Raw genomic sequence first — 22,103 nt, forward strand, 5'->3', positions numbered from 1 at the left:
CCGACAGGAGCGCACCAGCATGGCGAACCCCTTCGACCGCGAAGACGGCACCTTCCTCGTCCTCGTCAACGAGGAGGGCCAGCACTCCCTCTGGCCGTCCTTCGCCGCCGTCCCGTCCGGCTGGTCGGTGACGCTGGACGCCACCGACCGGGCCACCGCCGTCGCCCACATCGAGGCCAACTGGACCGATCTGCGCCCGCTCAGCCTGCAACGGCAGGACTGAACCCGTAGGCCTCCGCCGGGAATTCGCATTCCCCGCGGACCGGCCCCGCCGACGCCGCCCGCCGCACCCGTGGAGCCCCCGTCCACGCGGTGCGGCGGGCGGCCGTTCTGCGTCCCCGGCCACCCCCGCCACCAGGCCTTTTCGCCGCCGCCAACCTCCGTCAGTGAACAGTCAGTTGGACGTCATCGACCCGTCATCGGCGCTGATTAGTTTTCTGGCCGGAAGCACATTCCGGGTGTCTGGAAAAACGGAGGAAACGAGCATGACGACGGTTGCGCCGGAGCGCCTCACCCGTATCCGAGAAATCATCGCCGAGAACATCGACGTACACACCGAGTTCTCCGACACCGCCTTGTTCGTCGACGAGTTGGGCGCCGACTCGCTCAAGCTGATCGACGTGCTGAGCGCGCTGGAGATGGAGTACTCCATCGTCATCGACATGAACGAGCTGCCGAAGATGGTGAACGTGGAGGCCACCTACCAGGTGACGGCGGTCGCGGCCGGCTGGTAGCCCACCCCGCACCTCCCTCCCGTCACCCCACGCTCAAGGAGAGGTCCCATGGACTCCACCGCACAGTCACCAGCGGCCCCCCGGTCCGGCACCCCGGCCGGGCGCCGCCGGGTCGTCCTCACCGGCCTCGGGGCGATCTCCAGCATCGGCACGGGCGTCGCGGAGTACACCGAGGGGCTGCGGGCCGGCCGCTCCGGCGCCCGGCCGATCACCCGCTTCGACACCGAGGGCTTCGGCCAGAACACCGCCTGCGAGGTGCCGGACTTCGAGCCGGAGCGCTGGATCCACCGGGTCCCGCTCGAGGAGATGGGCCGGGCCGGGCAGTTCGCCGTCGCCGCGGCCCGGATGGCGGCGGACGACGCCGGGTTGACCGAGGCGGACCTCGGCGAGCGCCAGGCCGTGATCAGCGTCGGCACCACCGACGGCGAGTCCCACGACATCGGGCTGCTGGTCGAGCAGGAACTGGCCGCCGGCGACCCGAAGGCGATCGACCCGGTGCTGTCCCGCCGGATCAACGCCGGCCGGCTGACCACGGTGATCGCCCGCGAGCTGCGGATGCCGAACGTGGAGCCGACCACCATCACCACCGCCTGCGCGGCCGGCAACTACTCGATCGGCTACGGCCTGGACGCGATCCGCTCCGGCGAGGTGGACCTCGCGCTGTGCGGCGGCGCCGACGCCGTCTGCCGCAAGGCCTTCGCCCTGTTCAAGCGGTTCGGCGCGCTCACCCCGGACGTGGTCCGGCCGTTCGACCGCGACCGCCAGGGCATCCTGACCGGCGAGGGCGCCGGCATCCTCGTCCTGGAGAGTCTGGAGTCCGCGCTCTCCCGCGGCGCCCGGATCTACGCCGAGGTGCTCGGCTACGGCCTCAGCTGCGACGCCGCCCACGCCACCGCCCCCAACCGGGACGGCATCGCCCGCGGCATCCGGCTCGCCCTGGACGACGCCGGCGTCGAGCGCGACGAGATCGACTTCATCTCCGCCCACGGCACCGGCACCAAGGCCAACGACCGCACGGAGTCGGCCGCGATCCTGGACGTGTTCGGCGACACCCCGCCGCGCACCGTCGCCGTGAAGTCGATGCTCGGCCACTCGATGGGCGCCGCCAGCGCGCTCGGCGCGATCGCCTGCAGCATCGCCATCGAGCACCAGTTCATCCCGCCGACCATCAACCACCGGGAGACCGACCCGGAGTGCCCGCTGGACGTCGTCCCCAACCGGGCGATCGACGCCGAGGTCCGGATCGTGGAGAACAACTCCAGCGCCTTCGCCGGCAACAACGCCATCCTGATCCTGGGCACGTACGGAGAGCGAGTCCGCTGATGACCACCACCACCCGCGCCCCCGAGGCCGCCGAGACCCGCGTGGCCCCCGAGACCCCGGTGATCACCGGCTGGTCCGCCGTCTCGCCGTACGGCCTGACCCGCCGGGCCTTCACGGAGGGCCTGCGCTCCGGCGCCCGGACCGCCGTCGAACCGGCCGAGGCCTACGGACCGCTGCCCTCGCCCGAGGTCTGCCTGGTCCCCGGCTTCGACATCAAGGGCCTGCTCGGCCCGACCGGCACCGCCAAGATGGACCGGCTCACCGCGCTCACCCTGGTCGCCTCCGACGGCCTGCTGAACGACGCCGAGGGCAACCGGGTGGTAGCGACCGACGAGCGCACCGGCGTGGTCCTCGGCATCTCGATGGGCAGCCTGGAGAACGTCACCAACTTCCTGAAGCAGTCGTACACCAACGCGCTGCCCTTCCACGTGGACGCCGGCCGGATCCCCTTCGGCAGCCTCAACCACGCCGCCGGCGCCACCGCGATCCGGCACGGGCTCACCGGCCCCAACACCACCGTCGCGGGCGGCCGGGTCAGCGGACTGCTGGCGCTCAACTACGCCCGCCGGCTGCTCGGCCAGGGCCGGGCGACCAAGTACCTGGTGGGCTCGGCCGAGGAGTTCTCCGCCGCGCACGCCTGGATCGAGCACGCCGCCGTCGCCCCCGGCGACCCGGCCCCGCTGCTCGGCGAGGGCTGCGGCCTGCTGGTGGTCGAGCCGGCCGGCACCGCCCAGCACCCGCCGCTGGCCGCCGTGCTGGCGATCGAGACCAGGGTCGACATCGACGACGACCCGGGCGCCGCGGTCACCGCCTGCGTGCGGCGCGCCCTGGCCCGGGCCGGCGCCACCCCCGAGGAGGTGTGGGCCGCCGTGCCCAGCGCCGCGCCCACCGCGGCCGGCCGGGCCGAACAGGCGGCGCTGGCCGCGCTGTTGCCGGCCGAGGCGCTCACCGCCGTCCCGTCCATGGCCCTGCTCGGTGACACCAGCGCGGCCGCCGCCACCTTCCAGATCCAGGCGCTGCTCGGCGCCGCCGAGGCCGAGCCGGCCGCGGCGGGCCGGATCGCCCTGGTCACCGCCGTCGACCGGGACGGCGCGGTGGGCTGCGCGGTGCTGCGTCTGCTGAGCCCCGCCGCCACCACCACCACCGCCACCGCCACCACCACGAACGGAGTGCCGGCATGATCGCCCTGGTCAGCGGCGGTTCCCGGGGCATCGGCCGGGCCGTCGTGCTGCGCCTCGCCCGGGACGGCTACGACGTCGCCTTCTGCTACCACTCCAACGCCGAGGCCGCCGAGCGCCTGGTCAAGGAGGCCGGGGAGTCCGGCACCCGGATCACCGCGACCCAGTGCGACGTCGCCGACTCCGCCCAGGTCCGCGACTGGTTCGCCCGCACCGAGCGCGAACTCGGCCCGGTGGACGCCGCGGTCACCTCGGCCGGGATCACCAGGGACCGCCCGGTGATCCTGATGCCCGAGACCGACTGGGACCAGGTGCTGCGCACCAACCTCGACGGGGTCTACCACGTGTGCCGCGCGGCGGCCTTCGCGATGAGCAAGCGCCGCAGCGGAGTGATCGTCAACCTGTCGTCGGTGTCGGGCATTTACGGTAACGTCGGCCAGGCCAACTACGCCGCCTCGAAGGCCGGGATCATCGGCTTCACCAAGTCCCTGGCCAAGGAGTGCGGCCCGCGCGGTGTACGCGCCAACGTGGTCGCCCCGGGCCTGATCGCCACCGACATGGTCGGCGACATGTCCGAGGCCGCGCTGGCGCGGATGCTGGGGAGCGTCGCGCTCGGCCGGGTCGGCAAGCCGGAGGAGGTGGCCGATCTGGTCTCCTTCCTGCTGTCCGACCGGGCGGCCTACATCAGCGGGTCGGTCTTCGAGATCCACGGCGGCGGCACGTTCTGATGGTCCGACGAGTGGGGGCGCACATGCCGCAAGCGCAGGGTCCGACGGCCGGAGGCGGCAGAGACCGCTACGACGCGATCGTGGTCGGCAGCGGCCTCGGCGGACTGTCCGCCGCGGCCTACCTGGCCGCCGACGGGCGCAGCGTGCTGGTGCTCGAACAACACGACGTGGCCGGCGGCAACGCCCACGTCTTCCGCCGCCGGCGCAAGTACGAGTTCGACGTCGGCACCCACTACGTCGGCGACTGCGGCCCGGACGGCATGCTCCCGGCCGTCCTGTCCGGACTCGGCGTCCGCGACCGGGTGGTCTTCCGCCCGATGGACAACGAGCAGGGCTTCGACCGGATCATCACCCCCACCGCCACCCTGGACGTGCCGGCCGGCTGGCCGGCCTACCGCGACCGGCTCCGCGCCGCGCTGCCCGAGGAGACCGAGGGGATCGACCGCTTCGTCCACCTCGCCGAGACGGTGGCCGTCGCCACCCGGGAGGCCCTGCTCGGCCGGTCCATGGTCGAGCTGTTCCGCGAGTCCCCGGAGACCATGCGCTGGGCCCGCCGGGCCCGCACCCTCGCCGACGCCCTGGACCACTGCCGCCTCTCCCCCAAGGGCCGCACCCTGCTCGCCGCCCAGGCCGGCAACTACGGCACCATGCCGGACGGCATCCCCTTCGCCGACCACGCCGCCATGCTCGACCACTACCTGCGCGGGGCGTACTACCCGGAGGGCGGCGGACAGGTCCTGGTGGCGGCCTTCGTCGAGGCCCTGGAAGCCCACGGCGGCGAACTGCGCACCCGGTGCGAGGTGCGCCGGATCCTGATCGACCAGGGCCGCGCCACCGGCGTCGAACTCGCCGACGGCACCCGGATATCCGCCCCCCTGGTGATCTCCAACGCCGACTACCGCCGCACCGTGCTCGACCTGTGCGGCGGCGAGCGGGCCTTCCCCGCCGACCTGGTCGCCCGCACCCGCGAGGCCACCATGCGCGGCGCCATGGTCGCGGTGTACGTCGCGCTCGACACCGAGCTGTCCGGCCTGCCCAACGCCAACATCTGGTGGCACGGCAGCGACGACATGGAGGCCGCGCACGCCGCGATGCTCGAGGAGTGCGAGCGCCACGGCACCGTGAGCGAGCTGCCGCAGCTGATGTTCTCCTTCGCCTCCCAGAAGGACCCGGGCGCGGCCGCGGTCTGCCCGCCCGGCCACACCAACTTCCAGGTGCTCACCCTCAGCCCGCCCGGCCACGGATTCTGGGGCGTCCGGGGCGGCCCGGCGGACGGCGCTCGCTACCGTCGCGACGCCGCCTACCAGGCCCGCAAGCAGCAGTTCACCGAGCTGATGGTGACCGCCGCCGAGAAGGTGATCGGCCCCTTCCGGGACCGCGTGACCCACCTGGAGACCGCGACCCCGCTCAGCCACGAGCGCTACGTCCTCGGCTCCGGCGGCACCCCGTACGGCATGGCCAGCTGGGGCAGCCTCAACCAGCGGCCCGACGTGCGCACCGACGTCGAGGGCCTCTTCGTGGTCGGCCAGAGCACCCGCTACGGCAGCGGCCTGGCCGCCGTCGCCGGCGGCGGCACGGTCGCCGCCGGGCAGATCCTCGGCCGCCCGCTGCTGAACGAGGTGGTCGCCGGAACGGTGCTCGGCGACCCCGCCCGGCTACCCGACCGAGGCCCGGGCTGGGACCCGCTGCTGGTCTCCCGCGGCCTCGCCCGCCGCAATGCCAAGGGCCTCGCCCGGATCGGCTGAACCTCCCCGCCCGCCCTCGCCCGACCAGGAGCAGTGTTCCCATGACCAGTGCCACCACGGCAGACACCGCCACCCCAGGTGCACCGACCGCCGCCGCGCCGACCTTCTCCGTGGTCTCCGGCGCCCAGGTGCACGAGGCCCTCCACGGCCACGAGCAGGACGTCATCGCCACCGTCGAGGCCGCCTACCGGCTGCACGGCGAGGGGCGGACGGTCAACCCGGACTCGTACTTCCTGCGCTTCCCGGACCGTCCGGCCGACCGGATCATCGCGCTGCCCGCCTCGGTCCAGGGCGACGTCGGGGTGCACGGCGTCAAGTGGATCTCCAGCTTCCCGGGGAACGTCGCGGCCGGCCTGCCCCGCGCCTCGGCCGTGCTGATCCTCAACGACGAGCGGACCGGCTACCCCTTCGCCTGCCTGGAGAGCTCCATCATCAGCGCGGCCCGCACCGCCGCCTCCGCCGCCCTGGCCGCCGCCCGGCTGGCCGACGCCCGCGGCGAACGCCCGCGCCGGGTCGGCTTCTTCGGCGTCGGCCTGATCGCCCGCTACGTCCACACCTACCTCGCCGCCAACGGCTTCGACTTCACCGAGGCCGGCGTCCACGACCTCTCCGCCGAGCACGCCCACGGCTTCGCCGACTACCTGCGCCGGGCCGAGGGCGAGGAACTGGCGGTCACCGTCCACGAGAAGCCCGAGGACCTGGTCCGCTCCGCCGACCTGATCGTCTTCGCCACCGTGGCCGGCGAACCGCACGTGACCGACCCGGCCTGGTTCGCCCACCACCCGCTCGTGCTGCACGTCTCGCTGCGCGACCTCTCCCCGGAGATCGTCCTCGACGCCTGGAACGTGGTCGACGACATCGACCACTGCCTGAAGGCCGGCACCTCCCCGCACCTGGCCGAACAGCGCGTCGGCAACCGCGAGTTCGTGGCCGGCACGCTGTACGACGTGCTCACCGGGGCGATCACCCCGCCCGCCGACCGTCCGGTGGTCTTCTCCCCGTTCGGCCTCGGCGTGCTCGACCTGGCCGTCGCCAAGCACGTCTACGACCACGTCCGGGCCGCCGAGGGGCTGCACACCGTGCCCGACTTCTTCCACGAGCTCAAGCGCTACGGCTGACTCGCCACCGGACGCACGACGGACGCCCGCCCCGCACCCCGGGGCGGGCGTCCGTCGTGCGCCGACCGTCCCCGCCCCCGTCAGCAGCCCGTCAGTTGGGCGTCAGCAGCCGGAGCGGAGAATCGCCCCATGAGATCCTTTGCCACCCTGGCCGAGTTCACCGAGGCGACCGGCGAGCACCTCGGCTACAGCGACTGGCTCGAAGTCACCCAGGACAACGTGGACCGGTTCGCCGGCGCCACCGGCGACCTCCAGTGGATCCACGTGGACCCCGAACGCGCGGCCACCGGACCGTTCGGCGCCACCATCGTCCACGGCTACATGACGCTCGGCCTGCTGCCCGCGATGATGCGCGCGATCTTCGAGATCGAGGACGTCACGATGGGCGTCAACTTCGGCCTGGACAAGGTCCGTTTCCCGCACCCGGTCAAGGTCGGCGCCCGGGTCCGCGGCGGCGCCCGGGTCACCAGCGTCCGGGAGACCCCGGTCGGCCACCTGGCCGCGGTGCGGATGACCGTGGAGATCGAGGGCGAGTCCCGCGCGGCCTGCGTGGCCGACACCCTCTCGCTCTTCCTCGCCGACCCAACCCCCGTGGACCAAGAGGGGAGTTAGTACTACCGATTTCCGCCCCCCGCCGCCGCCAGAATGGTCCCCACGGCCACCACGGCCGGGCAACGCGAAGGCACCAGAGAGGAGCGTGTCCATGGACCGCACGATGCAGCTCGGGGCGGACCCGGCACCGGTCGAGATCAGGGGCTTCTCCGCCTCCGCCGGATTCACCGGACTGGGGCGCGCGGTGGCGCTCTGCTGGCTCTCGGTCGCCGCCTTCGGCCGCTCCCTGGGGCTCTCCACCGCGATCTCCCTGGTCGGCTCCGGCCTCGGCCTGGTGCCCCGGTCGATGGAGCGGGTCCGCGCCCTGGCGGCCCGTCAGCGCGCCCTGGCCGAGGACTGGTCGGGCGTCCGCATCCCGGGCCCGCCCGGACCGCTGCCGCCCACCCCCGAGGGCGCCTCCGGGGCCGTCGCCCGCTACCGCTGGATCCTGAGCGACCCGCAGACCAAGCGGGAGTTCACCTGGGTCCTCACCGACCCGATCGTCGGCGGCCTCCTCGCCTTCGGGCCGATCGCCCTGGTGCTCAGCGGCCTCTGGGGCATCTTCCTGGCCTTCTTCGGTGTCCCGCTGTCCCTCGAGTGGGACGGCCTCTGGTACCAGTTCATCCCGATCGACGGTCAGGCCACCGCGGTCCTGGCCGGCGTGCTCGGCCTGCTCCAACTCCCGCTCGCCCTCTGGGTCGCGCCCCGCGCCGTGCGCAAGCACGCCCTCTACACCCGCTCGATGCTCGCCCCGAGCGAGCAGGAGCTGATGGCCAGCCGGATCGAGCACCTCACCACCACCCGCAGCACCGCGGTGGACACCCAGATGGCCGAGATCCGCCGGATCGAGCGCGACCTCCACGACGGCGCCCAGGCCCGCCTGGTGGCGATGGGCATGACCCTGGACGCCGCCGAACACCTCCTGGAGACCAACCCGGACGCCGTCCGCGCCCTGCTGATCGAGGCCCGGGAGTCCTCCACCAAGGCTCTGGAGGAGATCCGCAACCTGGTCCGCGGCATCCACCCGCCGGTCCTCGCCGACCGCGGACTCGCCGACGCGGTACGGGCCTTGGCGATGGTCTGCCCGGTCCCCACCGAGGTCGCGGTGGACCTCCCCGGCCGCCCCGAGATGCCCGTCGAGTCCGCCGCCTACTTCGCCATCTCGGAGATCCTCACCAACGTCTCCAAGCACTCCCACGCCGACCGCGCCTGGATCGACATTCGCTACGATCACGGCATGCTGCGCATCACCGTCACGGACACCGGACGCGGCGGCGCGGACGCCACCCGCGGCACCGGCCTGCGCGGCATCGAACGACGGCTCGCCACCTTCGACGGCGTCCTCGCCGTCAGCAGCCCCGTCAACGGCCCCACCATGGTCACCATGGAGCTCCCTTGCGCATTGTCCTCGCCGAAGACCACTTCCTCCTGAGGGACGGTCTGATCCGCCTCCTCCAGGCCTACGGCCACGAGGTGGCCGCCGCCGTCGACAACGGCGCCGACCTCCTCCGCGCCCTCACCGACCACCAGCCGGACGTCGCCGTCGTCGACGTCCGGCTGCCCCCCAACTTCACCGACGAGGGCCTGCGCGCCGTCCTCACCGCCCGCCGCACCACCCCCGGCCTCCCCGTCCTCCTCCTCTCCCAGTACGTCGAACCCCTCTACGCCCGCGAACTCCTCGCCAGCGGCGGCCGCGGCGTCGGCTACATGCTCAAGGACCGCGTCACCAACGGCTCCCAGTTCCTCGACTCCATCCGCCGCGTCGCCGACGGCGGCACCGCCATGGACCCGGAGGTCATCTCCCAGCTCCTGGTCCGCAAGGAACGCGACGAATCCATCTCCGCCCTCTCCACCCGCGAACGCGAAGTCCTCGAATGGGTCGCCCAGGGCCGCTCCAACGCCGGCATCGCCCAAGGCCTCTTCATCACCGAGAAGGCCGTCGCCAAACACATCAGCAACATCTTCACCAAGCTCAACCTCATCCCCACCGACGCCGACAACCGCCGCGTCCTGGCCGTCCTCGCCTACCTCGACCAGTAGCCCCGCCACCCGGTCCTCCCGCACGGGCGAGGCCGACCTCGGCGGATCGAGTTCCGCCCTGACGCCAAGCGGTCAACTCCCGCGCCGGAAACACAGATTGCACACTGAGCGATCGAGCCACTACGCTCACACCGGGCGACCTGTTCGATGTCCCCGCGTCATGAGACATGACTCCTCCGCCGATTCCTTCGATCGAGCCCGAGCAGTCGTGTAGCTTGCCGTGCTCCCTGGGGTGCTGGTGCTGACACCTTGTTCCCCTCGGGCCGGATGGTGTGCGGCTCGGACGGCATCAGAGGTTCCGGAGGCGACACGCTCCGAGGACCGACACGGGTGGAGGTCGGCGGAAGTCATGTCCGCGCTCTCGCTTCGCCTCGCGCGCACGCGCCTGGCGGCAGGACGAAGACATGTCCGATTCATCTGCCGACGTTCACGGAGTGCTGCCGGTGCCCAGCAATGACGCCATGACCATCCTGATTTCCTTGGGCCAGGACGAGGTCGCCCTCGTCACGGTCGTTCTCCTGCAAGCGGTTGACGGATGCCGCGCGGTCACGTCGCCGGAAGCCGCGGCACGCCGGGGCTCCGGGGTGACCATCGGTCAGCTGGCGGCCCAGTGGACCGAGATCGCCGAGAGGGAGCTGCACTGCTCGGTCGTGAACATGAACGGCGAGCGTTTGTTCACGGTGCCGCTGACGCCGGAGGGCTGGTACCAGGTTCGCGCCGCGCTCAGCGAGTCGGCCGCACAGCTCTCCCGGCCCGCGAACGGCGGCGAGGCGACCGTCCGCGCGAATCGGGATCGAGCGCGCAGGGCGCTCCTCCTCGCGGACCGGATCGTGGAGGCCACGAGTGAGTGAGGAAGGGGCCGTCGAGGCGGAGGGCGGCTGGCAGCCTTCCCAGTGGACGCTTCCCCGCGCCGCCGCGGTGGACAACCTCGCCGACACGCTTGCCGGAAGGGGTTTCTCGGAGAGCGCGGTCCGAGGGCTGGCACGAGCGGCGGTCCGCCCGGACGAGATGCGCCGGAAGTTGGCCGATGTCGCCGAACTGCGCGTCCAGGGCGGCACCTTGTCGATCGTGGAGACCCGGCTGTGGTCCGCGTCCGTGGTGCCTCATCCGGCCAACCCGCGGGAGTACGGGCGTCGCACCTATGCCCTCGGCGGGAGAGGAGCCGGTCTGGCCATGCCCGAACCCGTCTCGGGCCCGGACCACTGCGCGGAGCTCGAGATCCGGGTCGACAGCCCGAACGTTCTCGCGCAGCGCTTGGAGGACACCAAGGGACGGCTCGTCAAAGAGAATCCTCTTCGCGAGGACATCGGGGTGGAGGGAGTCCTCCAGCCGCTGACCGTCGTCTCGATGACGGTGCACCACCACGACGGACGCCCGTCGGAAACGATGCTGATCGCCGCGGACGGTTCGAGCCGCATCAGTGCGGTGCACGACCTGCTCGGCTACGCGCCGGCGAAGGTCGCCTACGAGTGGGGGAAGGACGACCGGAAGTTCCGGAGGGAGGTCAACTCGCTCGTCCGCCTGACCCAGAAGGTGGGCTGGGAGAACCTCAGTGAGACCGATCAGGCGAAGGTGCGGGTGCTCACCGTCCCCGCACGCGTCGTCGTCGGATTCGTCTCCGACCACCGGGCCCAACTCCGCTTCCACACGGCCGTGCGCAACTTCATCGGCCTCACCCACATTCGCCCGCCCAAGCCGTACAGCCCGGCGGTTGAGAACGAGGCCAAGGCCGATGCCGTGCTCGACACCTTGGCCGAGCCCACTCGAACTCGACCGGCCCGCATCACTGCGGCTGAGAAGCGGTGGTTCGCCGGGACGATCACCGCCCAAGAGGCCGTGGACGAAGGGTGCAGCCGAGATCGCGACGTGCGCGCCGGGGAGATCGTCCGAGCCGTGCTGGGTGCTGGCACGGCACGCCGCGTCAACGACGGCATCCGGTCGCTGACGGCGAAGCAGAAGCCCACACGCGAGGACCGGGTGGACATCGCCGTCGAGCTGATCCTTCGCCCGGTCAGGACCGAGGAGAACGACGACCCCCACTTCATCCGGCCGCGGCGCGCCGTCCTGCAACGCGCCTACCGGCTCCCGGAGATCGACAGCCTTCCGCATGACAGTCCGCTGGAGGGGGTGGCCGAGGCCGGCCGGTCCCTGGAGGAGCTGCGTGACGACGCCCTGGAAGAGATGAACGGCGGGCTAGGCGACAACGGACGGCTGGGTGTCGCCCAGACCGAGCTCGCGGTCAAAGCCGCCTACTACATGGCACTGGCCAAGCCGATGGCCCTTCAACGCGAGCTCTTCGGCGGGCCGGACGACAATGACGACCGCACCGCGGTAGCCGTCCTGCGCGCCATGCTCTCCCGCCGACGCGGCGTCCTCCAGGCCTACGAGATCGTGCGGGCCGGCCGGCTGGGGCTGAAACTGTACGAGGTCGACGAGGACGGCCTCGTACCACGGAGCTCCGAAGGTGCGCGCGAGCTGACCAACGACCGGGTCCGCCACACCTACAACGGCGAAACCCTGGAGAAAGCGGCCTCGGGCTTCAAAGCCGCGAGTCTGCGCTGGGCCGACGTGACCGTGAGCGTCGACCGACTGAAGGGGGCCGTGGACGTCCTGCGGACCGTCCCCGTCGATCTCGGCGGAGCCAGCCTCGTCGAGCGCGACGGATGGGACTCCCTGGAGGTTACGGCCCTTCGCTCGAAGCTGGACCGCATCTCCCGAACGCTCGCCGATTGGGCGGACCGGTACGACGACCGACGCGGGGCCGAAGCGACAGAGCCCGAGGAGGGGACGTAGCGCACGCCACGGAAGCCAGGTCGCAGCCACGGTTCGAGTGATCACAGGAGCGCCGGCAGAGTACGGCTGCCGATGCCCGCAAGCCGGACGGTGCTGACACAACAGCACCCGGATGCTCTCGGGCGGGCGTCGGCCTGCAAGCTACAGGCCGACGCCCGAACGCCAAGGAATGACAAAAGGCCCAGGTCACGGGCTACGCGACCTGGGCCTTCAACTGAGCCGCCTGCGGGATTCGAACCCGCGACCTACGCATTACGAGTGCGTTGCTCTGGCCAACTGAGCTAAGGCGGCACCGCTGCCACGTGTGGTGGCAACGCGGGTCAGTCTACACAGGTTCGCAGGTGATCCGTAGCCGGGATGGTCGGGCAGCGGGCCTGGCCGGGCCGGGGCGGGCGGGGGCGGATGGTTTCTGCTTCAACCGATCTCCGGTGCGACGTTAGGATGATCGCCCCCCTGCCACCCCTCCCCACCCCCGGAGCGCACCGTGTTCGGTGTCAACGACCTGGCGACGTACGTCCTCGGCGCCCTCGTGATCATCCTGCTGCCCGGCCCCAACTCGCTGTACGTGCTGTCGGTCGCCGCCCGCAAAGGCATCCGGACCGGGTACCGGGCGGCGGCGGGCGTGTTCGTCGGCGACCTCACGCTGATCAGCCTGACCTCGCTGGGGGCCGCCTCGCTGCTGAAGGCCAACCCGGCGGTGTTCGCGGTGGTCAAGTTCGGCGGCGCCGCCTACCTGCTGTGGATCGGGTTCGGGATGCTGCGGTCCGCCCGCGAGCTGTGGCGCGAGCGCCGGACCGGGGCCGAGCAGGGGGCCGGCGCGGAGGCGGCGCCGGAGGAGAGCGAGCGGCCGTTCCGGCGGGCGCTGGTGATCAGCCTGCTCAACCCGAAGGCGATCCTGTTCCTGCTGTCGTTCTTCACCCAGTTCGTCGACCCGTCCTACGGGCAGCCCGCGCTGTCCTTCGCGCTGCTCGGCGGGATCCTGCAGACCTTCAGCCTGCTCTACCTCTCCCTGCTGATATTCGCCGGCACCACGCTGGCCTCGGCCTTCCGCCGCCGCAAGCGCCTGTCCGCCACCCTGACCAGCGGCGTCGCCGTCCTGTTCGCGGGCTTCGCGGCGAAGCTGGCGGTCTCCTCCGTCTGACGTCGAGCCCGTCTGACCTCGAGTCCGCCTGACCTCGGGATCCCCGGCCCCCGACGCCGCTACCGGGCGCAGCGCTTGCCCGGCTCCGGGGCCTCCCCGGTGAGCAGGAATCGGTTGACCGCGTCGTCCACGCAGGTGCTGCGTCGCCCGTACGCGGTGTGGCCGTCCCCGTCGTAGGTGAGCAGACGGCCGGACTCCAGCTGGCCGGCCAGTGACCGGGCCCAGTCGTACGGGGTGGCCGGGTCGCGGGTGGTGCCGACGACGACGATCGGGGCGGCGCCGGCGGCCCGGATGGTGTGGGCCGCGCCGGTGGCCGGGACCGGCCAGTAGGCGCAGGTCAGCGCCATCCAGGCCATGTCGCGCCCGAAGTGCGGCGAGGCCCGCTCGAAGTCCGGCACCGCCCGCTGGACGTCCTCCGGCGAGCGGAACGGGGCGGGCAGGTCGAGGCAGTTCACCGCCGTGTTGGCGAACATCAGGTTGGGGTAGGAGCCGTCGGCCTCGCGCCCGTAGTAGGCGTCGGAGAGCTTCAGCAGCCCGGTGCCGTCGCCCGCCTTGGCGTCGGTGAGCGCGGTGCGCAGCTTGGGCCACAGGAACTCGGCGTACATGGCCTGGACGACGCCGGTGGTGGCCTGGGCCCCGGTGAGCCGGCGCCCGTTGTCGGTGCTCGGCAGCGGGTGGGCGTGGACGGTCGCGAACAGGGCGGTGAGCTGGTCGCCGACCTGCCGCTCGGTGCGGCCGAGCGGGCAGTCCTCGCGTTTGGCGCAGTCCTTGGCGAAGGCGGCCCAGGCGGTCTCGAAGCCGCCGGCCTGGGTGCGGTTGCCGGTGACCGAGTCGAGCGCCGGGTCCATCGCGCCGTCCAGCACCACCCGTCCGGTCCGGCTCGGGAACAGCCCGGCGTAGGTGGCGCCGAGGAAGGTGCCGTACGACTTGCCGACGAAGTTCAGCCGTTCGTCGCCGAGCAGGGCCCGCAGCACGTCCATGTCGCGGGCCGCCTCGACGGTGCTGAGGTGGCCGAGCGCGGCCCCGGCCTGCCGGTGGCAGCCGTCGGCGAACTCCTGGTCGGCGGCGACCAGCGCGTCGATCGCCCGCTGGTCGCCGGGGGCCAGATCGGCGGCGGTGAAGGCGTCCATCCGCTCGCCGGTCAGGCAGCTGACCGGGTTGCTGCGGCCCACCCCGCGCGGGTCGAGGCCGACCAGGTCGTACCGGGTGCGCACGATGCGGTCGTACGTCCCGGCGACGGCCTCCAGGTACTCGATCGCCGATCCGCCGGGGCCGCCCGGGTTGAGCAGCAGCGAGCCCGAGCGGCCCTCGCCGCCGGGGTCGCCCGGGAGGGCGGCGGCGCGGGCGGCCGAGAGGGTGAGGTCGCCGTCGCCGGGGCGGTCGTAGTCCATCGGCACCCGGAAGGCGGTGCACTCGAACCCGCCGTCACACGGCTGCCAGACCGGCCGCTGCCCGTAGTACGGCGCGAGCGCGGCCGGTACGGCGGCGGGCAGCGGCTCCAGTGGGGTGGCGCCGGCACCCGTCGAGTCGGAGGAGGCCTGCCCGGACGCGCCACTCCCGCCGCCCGGCTCCGAGGAGCCCCGGCTGCACCCGCCCGCCGCGGCCGCCGGCAGCCCGACCGCGAGCACCGCCGCAACCAGCCGCACCCGCACCCGCTTCCGCCCCCGCCCCCGCTCCCGCCCGAAGCCCCTCATCCGCTTCCTCTCCACACGTCCACACTCCGAGAAAGTACGAGAACGAAGAAACGCCACTGCCCGGTACCCGCACCGGGTACCGGGCAGCGTAACGGCCGGCTCGACCGGCCCTCGGAGCGCCCGAACCGACGCTCAGGACGCCTTCGCCAGCGCCTCCGCCAGGAACTGCGCCGCCTGCCGGACCAGCCGCGCCCGTTCCCGCTCCGCCGAGTAGTCCTGCACGTTGTCCGAGATCCGCACCTCGGCCTTGGCCGCCGGACCGGGCCCGGCCTTGAGCGCGGTCTGCAGCTTGCGGGCCGCGTCCAGCCCGGCGGCGTCGCCCTTGGCGGCGGCCAGCAGCAGCTTGGCCGAGCTGCCGGCGGGGGCCTCGGCGCCAGTCTGGGTGAGCGCGGCGGCGTCGTAGCGGCCGGAGACTGCGGCGGCCGCGCCGTAGAGGTCCGGCCGGGCCAGCCCGGCGGCGGCCGCGCACGGCGCTCCGCCCTCGACCCCGAGGGTGCCCCAGGAGGCCGGGCCGGACGGGAGGGTCCGGAAGGAGGCCGCGATGGTGGCGCGCAGGGTCGCGTCGTCGGCGACGGCGGCCGGGGCCGCGGCGACCAGCTCGCAGGGGTGCGCGGTGCCGTTCGGAGCCTCGGGGGCGACCAGGATGAACGGGCGGGCCCGGCCGGCCTGCAGGGCCGCGCCGACGCCCTCGAAGACGTCCGGCACCTCGGCGTCGGCGGTCTTGCGCGGGGTGGCGGAGTGCATCACGACGACGGGGAAGCGCGCGTTCGGCTCCTTGGCGTACTGCGCCGGCAGCCAGACCCGGACGTTGCGCGGCTTCCCGTCGGGGCCGAGCACGGCGGACTGCAGCAGCTCGCCGCCGCCCGGGTGCCCGACGCTGTCGAAGTGACTGGCCACCACGGGTGCCGTGGCCGGGGCGGAGGCCGTCGGGTCCGTGGCGGCCGGCGGTGCCGCCTGCTGCCGGACGGCCGCACCGGGCGCACCGGGCGCACCGGGCGCACCGGGCGCACCGGGCGCACCGGGCGCACCGGGCGCACCGGGCGCACCGGGCGCACCGGCAGCGGAGCCCGCCCAGGCCCCGGCGGCGGCCGCGTCCACGTCGGGCTCCGCCGGGTCGGTGCCCGCCCCGCCCCGGCTCAGGCCGCCGAACGCCCCGAGCGCGGTGAGCACCGTCAACGCGGTGACGCACACCCCGCAGACCATCGCGCCGCCCGCCCGGATCAGCATCGGCCACCGGTCGCCCGCCAGCTCGTAGGTCGCGGCGGCCCGCAGGTCGCGCCAGCGTTGGAGCGCACCGCGCGCCAGCCAGAGCCCGCCGAGGGCGGCGGCCAGCAGGGGAATGACGAGGAGTGGACGGACCACGGAACGCACCACCTCGGGAGGAGGGCCGGCGCCGGACCGGAACCGGTGCCGTACGGGAGACGACCGTTCCGGCGGCGGCGAGCCCTCCGGAGGGGAGGGCCCGGGGTGCGGCCGGGCACAGTCGGCCCCCAGCGTGCACAACGGGTGCGCCGTCACACGCGGGTGTGCCCGGCGAGTGTCGCCCGTTCACTCGAAGGTGGGACGCCGAGTCGCCCCCGGGCACCTCCGGGCGGCGTACGGGCCCCACCGCACCGGGCCCCACCGCACCGGCCCCGCCACCCCGCCAGACCCCACCCCCACACAGCCCGGCCAACCAGCCGGGCCAACCAGCCGGGCCCGCCCCTCCGGAGGGCCCGCCGGCCGGACGGACCTCAGCCCGCCCGCAGCGCCATCGTCATCGCCTCGACCGCGAGCAGCGGGTCCACGTTGCGGTCCAGCGCCCCGCGGCAGGCGAGCACCGCCTCGATCCGGCGCAGCGTGCCCTCGGCCGTCCCGTCCTGGGCGACCCGGTTCAGCGCCTGCCGCTGGTCCTCGTTGGCGAGCGTGCCGGTGGAGCCGAGCTGGATCGCCAGCACGTCCCGGTAGAAGCCGAGCAGGTCGAGCAGCGCGACCCCGAGGGTCTCCCGGCGGGTGCGGGTGGCGCGGCTCTTCTGCCGCTTCTCCAGCTCCTTGACCGCTCCGGCCATGCCGCGCGGCGCCTTGCTGCCCTCGGCGGCGCCGTAGGCGGCCTTCAGGTCGTCGGTCTCCTTGGCGTCCTGGGTCTCGGCGAGGCCCTCGGCATCGGCCTTGGCGGTGTCGACCAGGCGCTGGGCGGCGGTCAGGCAGCCGCCGATGTCGGCGACCTCCAGCGGGATCCGCAGCACCTCGGCGCGGCGGGAGCGGGCCTGCTCGTCCACGGCGAGCCGGCGGGTGCGCTCGATGTCGCCCTGCCCGGCGAGCGCGGCCAGCCGGGCGGTCTCCGGGTCGACGCCGTCGCGGCGGACCAGCATGTCGGCGACGGCGTCGGCGGCGGGCGTGCGCAGCACCAGCAGGCGGCAGCGCGAGCGGATGGTCGGCAGCACGTCCTGGACGGAGGGGGCGCAGAGCAGCCAGACGGTGCGCGGGGAGGGCTCCTCCACGCCCTTGAGCAGCGCGTTGGCGGCGGCCTCGGTGAGCCGGTGGGCGGCGTCCACCAGGATCACCGACCAGCGGCCGCCGGTCGGATAGCTGGAGGCCCGCAGGACGAGTTCGCGCATGTCGCCGACGCCGATGGACAGTCCGTCGGTCCGCACGTACTTGACGTCGGCGTGGCTGCCGGCCAGCACGGTGTGGCAGCCGTCGCAGAACCCGCAGCCGGGCGTGCCGCCGAGCGCGAGGTCGGGGCTGGTGCACTGGAGGGCGGCGGCGAAGGCCCGCGCGGCGGTGACCTGCCCGGCACCGGGCGGACCGGTGAACAGCCAGGCGTGGGTCATCAGGGAGGCGTTCCCGCCCTGCTCCGGAGCGGCGCCGCGACCGGCCGCGACCGTCGCCCCGGCCGCCCGGGCCGCGGCGGTCAGCTGCTCGACCACCCGATCCTGGCCCACCAGGTCGTCCCAGACGGCCACTGCTGCTCCCAAGCTCCGTACGACAGCGCTCCAGGCGCCTCTTCCCCGCCGTCGAGCATACGTCTCCGCTCCGACAGCCACTGCTCCGTCCGGGGCACGGCCCCCGGGACGCCACCCCCGCCCGCCCGAACCTCCGTACGACGACGGGCGGCACCGCCCGGGACCAGCGCCCCGGGCGACACCGCCCGTCCGTCAACCGTCAGCCGTACCGGCCGGCCCTACCGACTCGGACTCAGCTCCGCCGGCCCCAGCGCCGGCCCTTGCCCTTGCCGCCGTCCTCGCCGCGCCCGTCGCCGCGCCCATCGCCGCCGGGCTCGTCCCCGCCGTGCCGGCCCGACCCGTCCTGGTCGCCGCCGCCCTGACCCCAGCGCGCCCACTCGTCACGCGAGCCGAGCAGGGTGTCGGTGAGGCTCGGCAGGTCGTCCATCGGCGTCTCCTCGGCCCACTCCGGCCGAGCCCGCTCAGCGGTCGACTGCGACTCCGAGGCCTGTGACTCCGAGGCCTGCGCGTCGGAGGTCTGCGCGTCAGTGGCCCGCGCGTCCGCCGCCCGCGGCCCGGCCGACTGCGACGCAGCGGGACGCTGTCCGGCCGGGGCCGGCCGGCCGTCCACCACCGGCAGCTCCCGGGTGCTGTCCACCGGCTCCCCGGAACGCCCCGGCTCGATCCGCGGCAGCACCGCGGTCTCGTCCACCGCCGGAACCCGCGGCAGCACGGCCGTCTCGTCCGCCGCCGGCACCTTCGGCAGCACCGCCGTCTCGTCGACGGCTGGCACCCGCGGCAGCCGGGCGGTCGCCTCGGCGGCCTCCGCCGCCCGGACCGCCGCCTGCCGGTCGCGCAACGTCAGCTCCCGCGTCGCCTCGTCGCCGAGGCCGTCCGCCGAAGCCCGCGGCGTGTCCCGCGGCGCGTCCTGCGGAGTGTCCCGGGCGGCCCGCAGCTCCGTCGTGGCCGCATCCCCGGCAGCCGGGGACCCGGCCCGGTCAGAAGCCGACCCGGCCCGGTCCGAAGCCGTCTCCGCCGCCGCGGCAGCCGCCGCGAGCGCAGCGGCCTGCGCCAGCCGGGCCTCCTCGGCCCGCTGCAGCGCCTCCTCCGCCCGGCGCCGCTGCTCCTCGCGCGCCAGCTCCCGCTGCCGCTGCAGCTCCGCCTGGGCGGCCGCCTCGTCGGCGATCCGCTTGCGCTCGGCGGCCTCCGCCGCCAACCGGGCCTCTTCCTGCGCCCGGCGGCGGGCCTCCTCCTCGGCCCTGCGCTTCGCTTCCTCCTCCGCCCGGCGACGGGCCTCCTCCTCGGCCTTGCGCCGGGCCTCGGCGGCGACCCGTTCGGCCTCCTCCTTGGCCAGCCGCTCCTGCTCGGCCTGCTCGGCCCGCAGCTGCGCCAGCACCTCCTGGCGCTTGCGCTCGGCGGCCTCCTCCTCGGCCTTCTTACGGGCCTCCTCGGCGGCGCGCCGCTCGGCCTCCTCCTTGGCCAGCCGCTCCCGCTCGGCGCGGGCGGCCTTCTCCTGCTCGGAGAGCGGCAGCTCGCGGTCGAGCCGGTGCCGGACGGCGGTGGTGACGAAGCCGGGGGCCTGACTGCCGTCCACGACCAGGTAGCGCGCCGGGTCGGCGGCCGCGAGGGCGAGGAAGCCAGCCCGGACCCGCTGGTGGAACTCGGTGGGCTCGGATTCCAGCCGGTCGAGCGCCTCGGTGAAGCGCTCCCGGGCCCGGGTCGGGTCGACGTCCAGCACCACGGTGAGGTCGGGCAGCAGCCCGCCGGTCGCCCAGCGGGAGATCCGGGCGACCTCGGTGGCGGCCAGGTCGCGACCGGCGCCCTGGTAGGCGATGGAGGAGTCCATGTACCGGTCGGTGATCACCACGGCGCCGCGGGCGAGGGCCGGCCGGATGACGTTCTCGACGTGCTCGGCGCGGTCGGCGGCGTAGATCAGCGCCTCGGCGCGGTGCGACAGGCCGGTGTTGCCGACGTCCAGGACGAGGCCGCGCAGCCGCTGCCCGACCGGGCTGCCGCCGGGCTCGCGGGTGAGCACGACCTCGTGGCCCTTGCCGCGGATCCACTCGGCGAGCGCCTGGGCCTGGGTGGACTTGCCGGCGCCGTCGCCGCCCTCCAGGGCGATGAAGAAGCCGGTGCCAGCGCCCCGGTGCGGCACGGGGCCGCTGCCGCCGCGCACCGCGTCGACCAGGTCCCGGCCGAACGGTACGGTGCCGCGCCGGTCGTCGGTGCGCAGCAGGACGACGGCGGCGAGCACCAGGGTGAGCAGCCCGGAGGTGGCGACGGCGAGGGCGCCGCCGCCGTGGATGAAGGTGAAGGAGCCGGGCTCGACGGTGCCGTACTCGACGTCCCCGTAGCCGGCGGCGATCAGCGGGACGACGACCAGCGCGACGGCGACCACGGCCCGCAGCACCGCGTACAGGTGCTCGGTGACCTTGGGCAGCCGGGCCTCCTCGACCTCCTGGGCGAGCAGGTTGCACCCGGCCGAGACGACGACCCCGGCGGCCAGGCCGGCCAGCACGGTGAGCAGCAGGACCAGCACGAAGTCCAGCACCAGCCCGGCCAGGATCAGCGCGACGCCCTCGGTGAGCAGCGCCAGCGCGAGCAGCCGGCGGCGGGAGAGCGAGGGCAGGGTGGCCCGGGTGAGCCGGGCACCCAGGGCGGGGGCCCCGGCCGCGGCGAGCACGATCAGGCCGTAGCCGATCGGACCGGCCCGGTGCTCGGCGGCGGTGAGCAGCGCCAGCGCGGCGACGCCCGCCATCGAGGCGAAGCCGGCCGCGACGGCGAAGGTGAAGTAGGGGGCGCTGCCGGTGCGGCCCTTGCTCAGGGCGGGCCCGGGGGCGGCGTCGGTGGGGGCGCGCAGGCCGGTCAGCGGCGAGTGCGGGGCGACGGCCACCGGACCGCCGGGCAGCTGCTGGAGGTAGCCGCGGACGGCCGCGGCGGCGAACAGGCCGGCCGCGCCGAGCGCCGCGAAGGTCAGCTGGTGGGCGCGCAGCCAGTCCGAGCCGAGGGCCGCGCCGATGTTGTTGACCAGGGTGAACGCGACCAGGCCGACGGCGCCCAGCGGCACGGTGACCCAGCCGGTGAACCGGTCGATGCTCCGGACGGTGTCCAGGTTGGCGGCGGCCGGCCGCTGCTCGGCGGCCGGGGCGTAGGGGTTGGCCGGCGGCAGCAGGCCGGGGACGGCGGCGGCCTTGGCGATCCCCCGGACCCGCTCGGCGCCACCGGTGAGGAACACGGTGGCGAGCAGCACGTAGGTGGCCGCGCCGGACGGCTTGGAACCGGAGGAACCCAGCCAGACCGTCCACCAGGGCGCGAGGCCGATCAGCAGGGCGCTCAGCGCGTCGGCGCCGAACAGCGTCCAGCGCCGGTCGAGCTTGCCGGCGACCAGCTGGTGCACCGGCTCCAGCAGCGCCACGCCGACCAGCCCGGTGGCCGCCACCCGGACGGCGAGGACGGCGGCGGTGGCGAAGGCGAGGCTGCGCGGCAGGTCGCCGAACTGCCCGCCCTGGGCGGCGGCGATCACGGTGAGCGCGAGCAGCACCAGCAGCCCGAGCCGGTCGGCGGTGCCGCCGATCAGCTGGGTGGTCCACAGGCGCCGGTAGGTCCTGGTCCGCAACAGTGCCCGGGCCCGGTCCACGGGGGTTCCGGCGGGCGCGACCTCAGGCAGGTCGGGCCCGGTGGCGCTGGCGGCCGGGGCGGCACTGGGGGTGGGCTGCTCCTCGCTCGTCATACGGTCAGCGTAGCGGTCCGGGCTTTGCCCGATTGAGACGAACGGGGTTCCGGTTCGCCCTCATCACCGGCCTGTGACGATCCCTGCACAGACGCGGACCCCCCACAGCAGCGGTCCCCGCACAGCCGCGAACCCACACAGCAGCGAGGAACGTCCGGCACCGCCCGCGGGGCGTCCGCCACGCACCCGAAGGACGCCCTGGCACCACCCCGAACACCCGGGCACCACCCCGAAGGACACTCGGGCACCACCCCGAACACCCGGGCACCACCCCGAAGGACGTCCGGCACCACCCCGAAGGGCCCCGCACAGACCCCGGGCCCGCACCCCCATCGGGGGCACGGGCCCGGTGCCGCTGTCGCGC

General features: G+C 74.0%; 17 protein-coding genes and 1 tRNA gene. 13 read left to right on the forward strand and 5 right to left on the reverse strand.

Annotated elements, in window-relative coordinates:
• Positions 1 to 19 precede the first annotated feature (19 nt).
• The 12 genes from ACZ3YL_RS34825 (at position 20) to ACZ3YL_RS34880 (ending at position 12,250) form a co-directional block, all read left to right on the forward strand.
• Positions 20 to 223, forward strand: coding sequence for an MbtH family protein (locus ACZ3YL_RS34825; protein WP_188304733.1), 204 nt, complete (start codon positions 20 to 22; stop codon positions 221 to 223).
• A gap of 262 nt (positions 224 to 485) precedes the next feature.
• Complete coding sequence (locus ACZ3YL_RS34830) at positions 486 to 734, forward strand: acyl carrier protein (protein ID WP_465661352.1); 249 nt, start codon at positions 486 to 488, stop codon at positions 732 to 734.
• A gap of 48 nt (positions 735 to 782) precedes the next feature.
• Entirely contained in the window at positions 783 to 2,057 is a 1,275-nt protein-coding gene (locus tag ACZ3YL_RS34835) for a beta-ketoacyl-[acyl-carrier-protein] synthase family protein (RefSeq protein WP_465661354.1), read from the forward strand.
• Positions 2,057 to 3,238 carry a beta-ketoacyl synthase N-terminal-like domain-containing protein gene (locus ACZ3YL_RS34840; protein WP_465661356.1) on the forward strand — a complete coding sequence of 394 codons (1,182 nt, stop codon included), beginning with the start codon at positions 2,057 to 2,059 and terminating at the stop codon, positions 3,236 to 3,238. The genes ACZ3YL_RS34835 and ACZ3YL_RS34840 overlap by 1 nt, the downstream gene beginning before the upstream one ends.
• The gene (fabG, locus tag ACZ3YL_RS34845; protein WP_465661358.1) at positions 3,235 to 3,963 is read left to right on the forward strand and encodes a 3-oxoacyl-ACP reductase FabG; all 729 of its coding nucleotides are present in this window, start codon (positions 3,235 to 3,237) and stop codon (positions 3,961 to 3,963) included. Before ACZ3YL_RS34840 ends, fabG begins: the two co-directional genes overlap by 4 nt.
• Before the next feature lie 23 nt (positions 3,964 to 3,986).
• Positions 3,987 to 5,708 (forward strand): phytoene desaturase family protein, encoded by a 1,722-nt coding sequence (locus ACZ3YL_RS34850; protein ID WP_465661360.1) that lies wholly within the window; start codon positions 3,987 to 3,989, stop codon positions 5,706 to 5,708.
• A gap of 41 nt (positions 5,709 to 5,749) precedes the next feature.
• Positions 5,750 to 6,826 carry a 2,3-diaminopropionate biosynthesis protein SbnB gene (gene sbnB, locus ACZ3YL_RS34855; RefSeq protein WP_465661362.1) on the forward strand — a complete coding sequence of 359 codons (1,077 nt, stop codon included), beginning with the start codon at positions 5,750 to 5,752 and terminating at the stop codon, positions 6,824 to 6,826.
• A 129-nt stretch (positions 6,827 to 6,955) separates the two neighbouring features.
• Positions 6,956 to 7,438 (forward strand): MaoC family dehydratase, encoded by a 483-nt coding sequence (locus tag ACZ3YL_RS34860; protein ID WP_188308759.1) that lies wholly within the window; start codon positions 6,956 to 6,958, stop codon positions 7,436 to 7,438.
• Positions 7,439 to 7,529: 91 nt separating this feature from the next.
• A complete protein-coding gene (locus ACZ3YL_RS34865) occupies positions 7,530 to 8,849 on the forward strand; it encodes a sensor histidine kinase (protein ID WP_188308758.1) in 1,320 nt (439 codons plus the stop codon).
• Positions 8,813 to 9,457 carry a LuxR C-terminal-related transcriptional regulator gene (locus ACZ3YL_RS34870; RefSeq protein WP_188308757.1) on the forward strand — a complete coding sequence of 215 codons (645 nt, stop codon included), beginning with the start codon at positions 8,813 to 8,815 and terminating at the stop codon, positions 9,455 to 9,457. Before ACZ3YL_RS34865 ends, ACZ3YL_RS34870 begins: the two co-directional genes overlap by 37 nt.
• A 443-nt stretch (positions 9,458 to 9,900) precedes the next feature.
• Entirely contained in the window at positions 9,901 to 10,308 is a 408-nt protein-coding gene (locus ACZ3YL_RS34875) for a hypothetical protein (protein WP_465661365.1), read from the forward strand.
• Positions 10,301 to 12,250 (forward strand): hypothetical protein, encoded by a 1,950-nt coding sequence (locus ACZ3YL_RS34880; RefSeq protein WP_188308755.1) that lies wholly within the window; start codon positions 10,301 to 10,303, stop codon positions 12,248 to 12,250. The genes ACZ3YL_RS34875 and ACZ3YL_RS34880 overlap by 8 nt, the downstream gene beginning before the upstream one ends.
• Before the next feature lie 217 nt (positions 12,251 to 12,467).
• Here the strand turns inward: ACZ3YL_RS34880 and ACZ3YL_RS34885 are convergent.
• Positions 12,468 to 12,541: transfer RNA gene (locus ACZ3YL_RS34885), tRNA-Thr, on the reverse strand.
• 193 nt (positions 12,542 to 12,734) lie between these two features.
• Here ACZ3YL_RS34885 and leuE point away from each other — a divergent pair.
• The gene (leuE, locus tag ACZ3YL_RS34890; RefSeq protein ID WP_465661367.1) at positions 12,735 to 13,391 is read left to right on the forward strand and encodes a leucine efflux protein LeuE; all 657 of its coding nucleotides are present in this window, start codon (positions 12,735 to 12,737) and stop codon (positions 13,389 to 13,391) included.
• 59 nt (positions 13,392 to 13,450) lie between these two features.
• Here the strand turns inward: leuE and ACZ3YL_RS34895 are convergent, their stop codons facing one another.
• The 4 genes from ACZ3YL_RS34895 to tmk all read right to left on the reverse strand — a co-directional run bounded on the left by ACZ3YL_RS34895 (position 13,451) and on the right by tmk (position 21,739).
• Entirely contained in the window at positions 13,451 to 15,085 is a 1,635-nt protein-coding gene (locus tag ACZ3YL_RS34895) for an alpha/beta hydrolase (protein ID WP_465661369.1), read from the reverse strand.
• A gap of 132 nt (positions 15,086 to 15,217) precedes the next feature.
• Positions 15,218 to 16,447, reverse strand: coding sequence for a hypothetical protein (locus ACZ3YL_RS34900; RefSeq protein WP_465661371.1), 1,230 nt, complete (start codon positions 16,445 to 16,447; stop codon positions 15,218 to 15,220).
• A 371-nt stretch (positions 16,448 to 16,818) separates the two neighbouring features.
• Entirely contained in the window at positions 16,819 to 18,030 is a 1,212-nt protein-coding gene (locus tag ACZ3YL_RS34905) for a DNA polymerase III subunit delta' (protein WP_188308763.1), read from the reverse strand.
• Positions 18,031 to 18,262: 232 nt separating this feature from the next.
• A complete protein-coding gene (gene tmk, locus ACZ3YL_RS34910) occupies positions 18,263 to 21,739 on the reverse strand; it encodes a dTMP kinase (RefSeq protein WP_465661373.1) in 3,477 nt (1,158 codons plus the stop codon).
• Positions 21,740 to 22,103 lie beyond the last annotated feature (364 nt).

The organism is Kitasatospora sp. NPDC023176, from assembly GCF_055560495.1.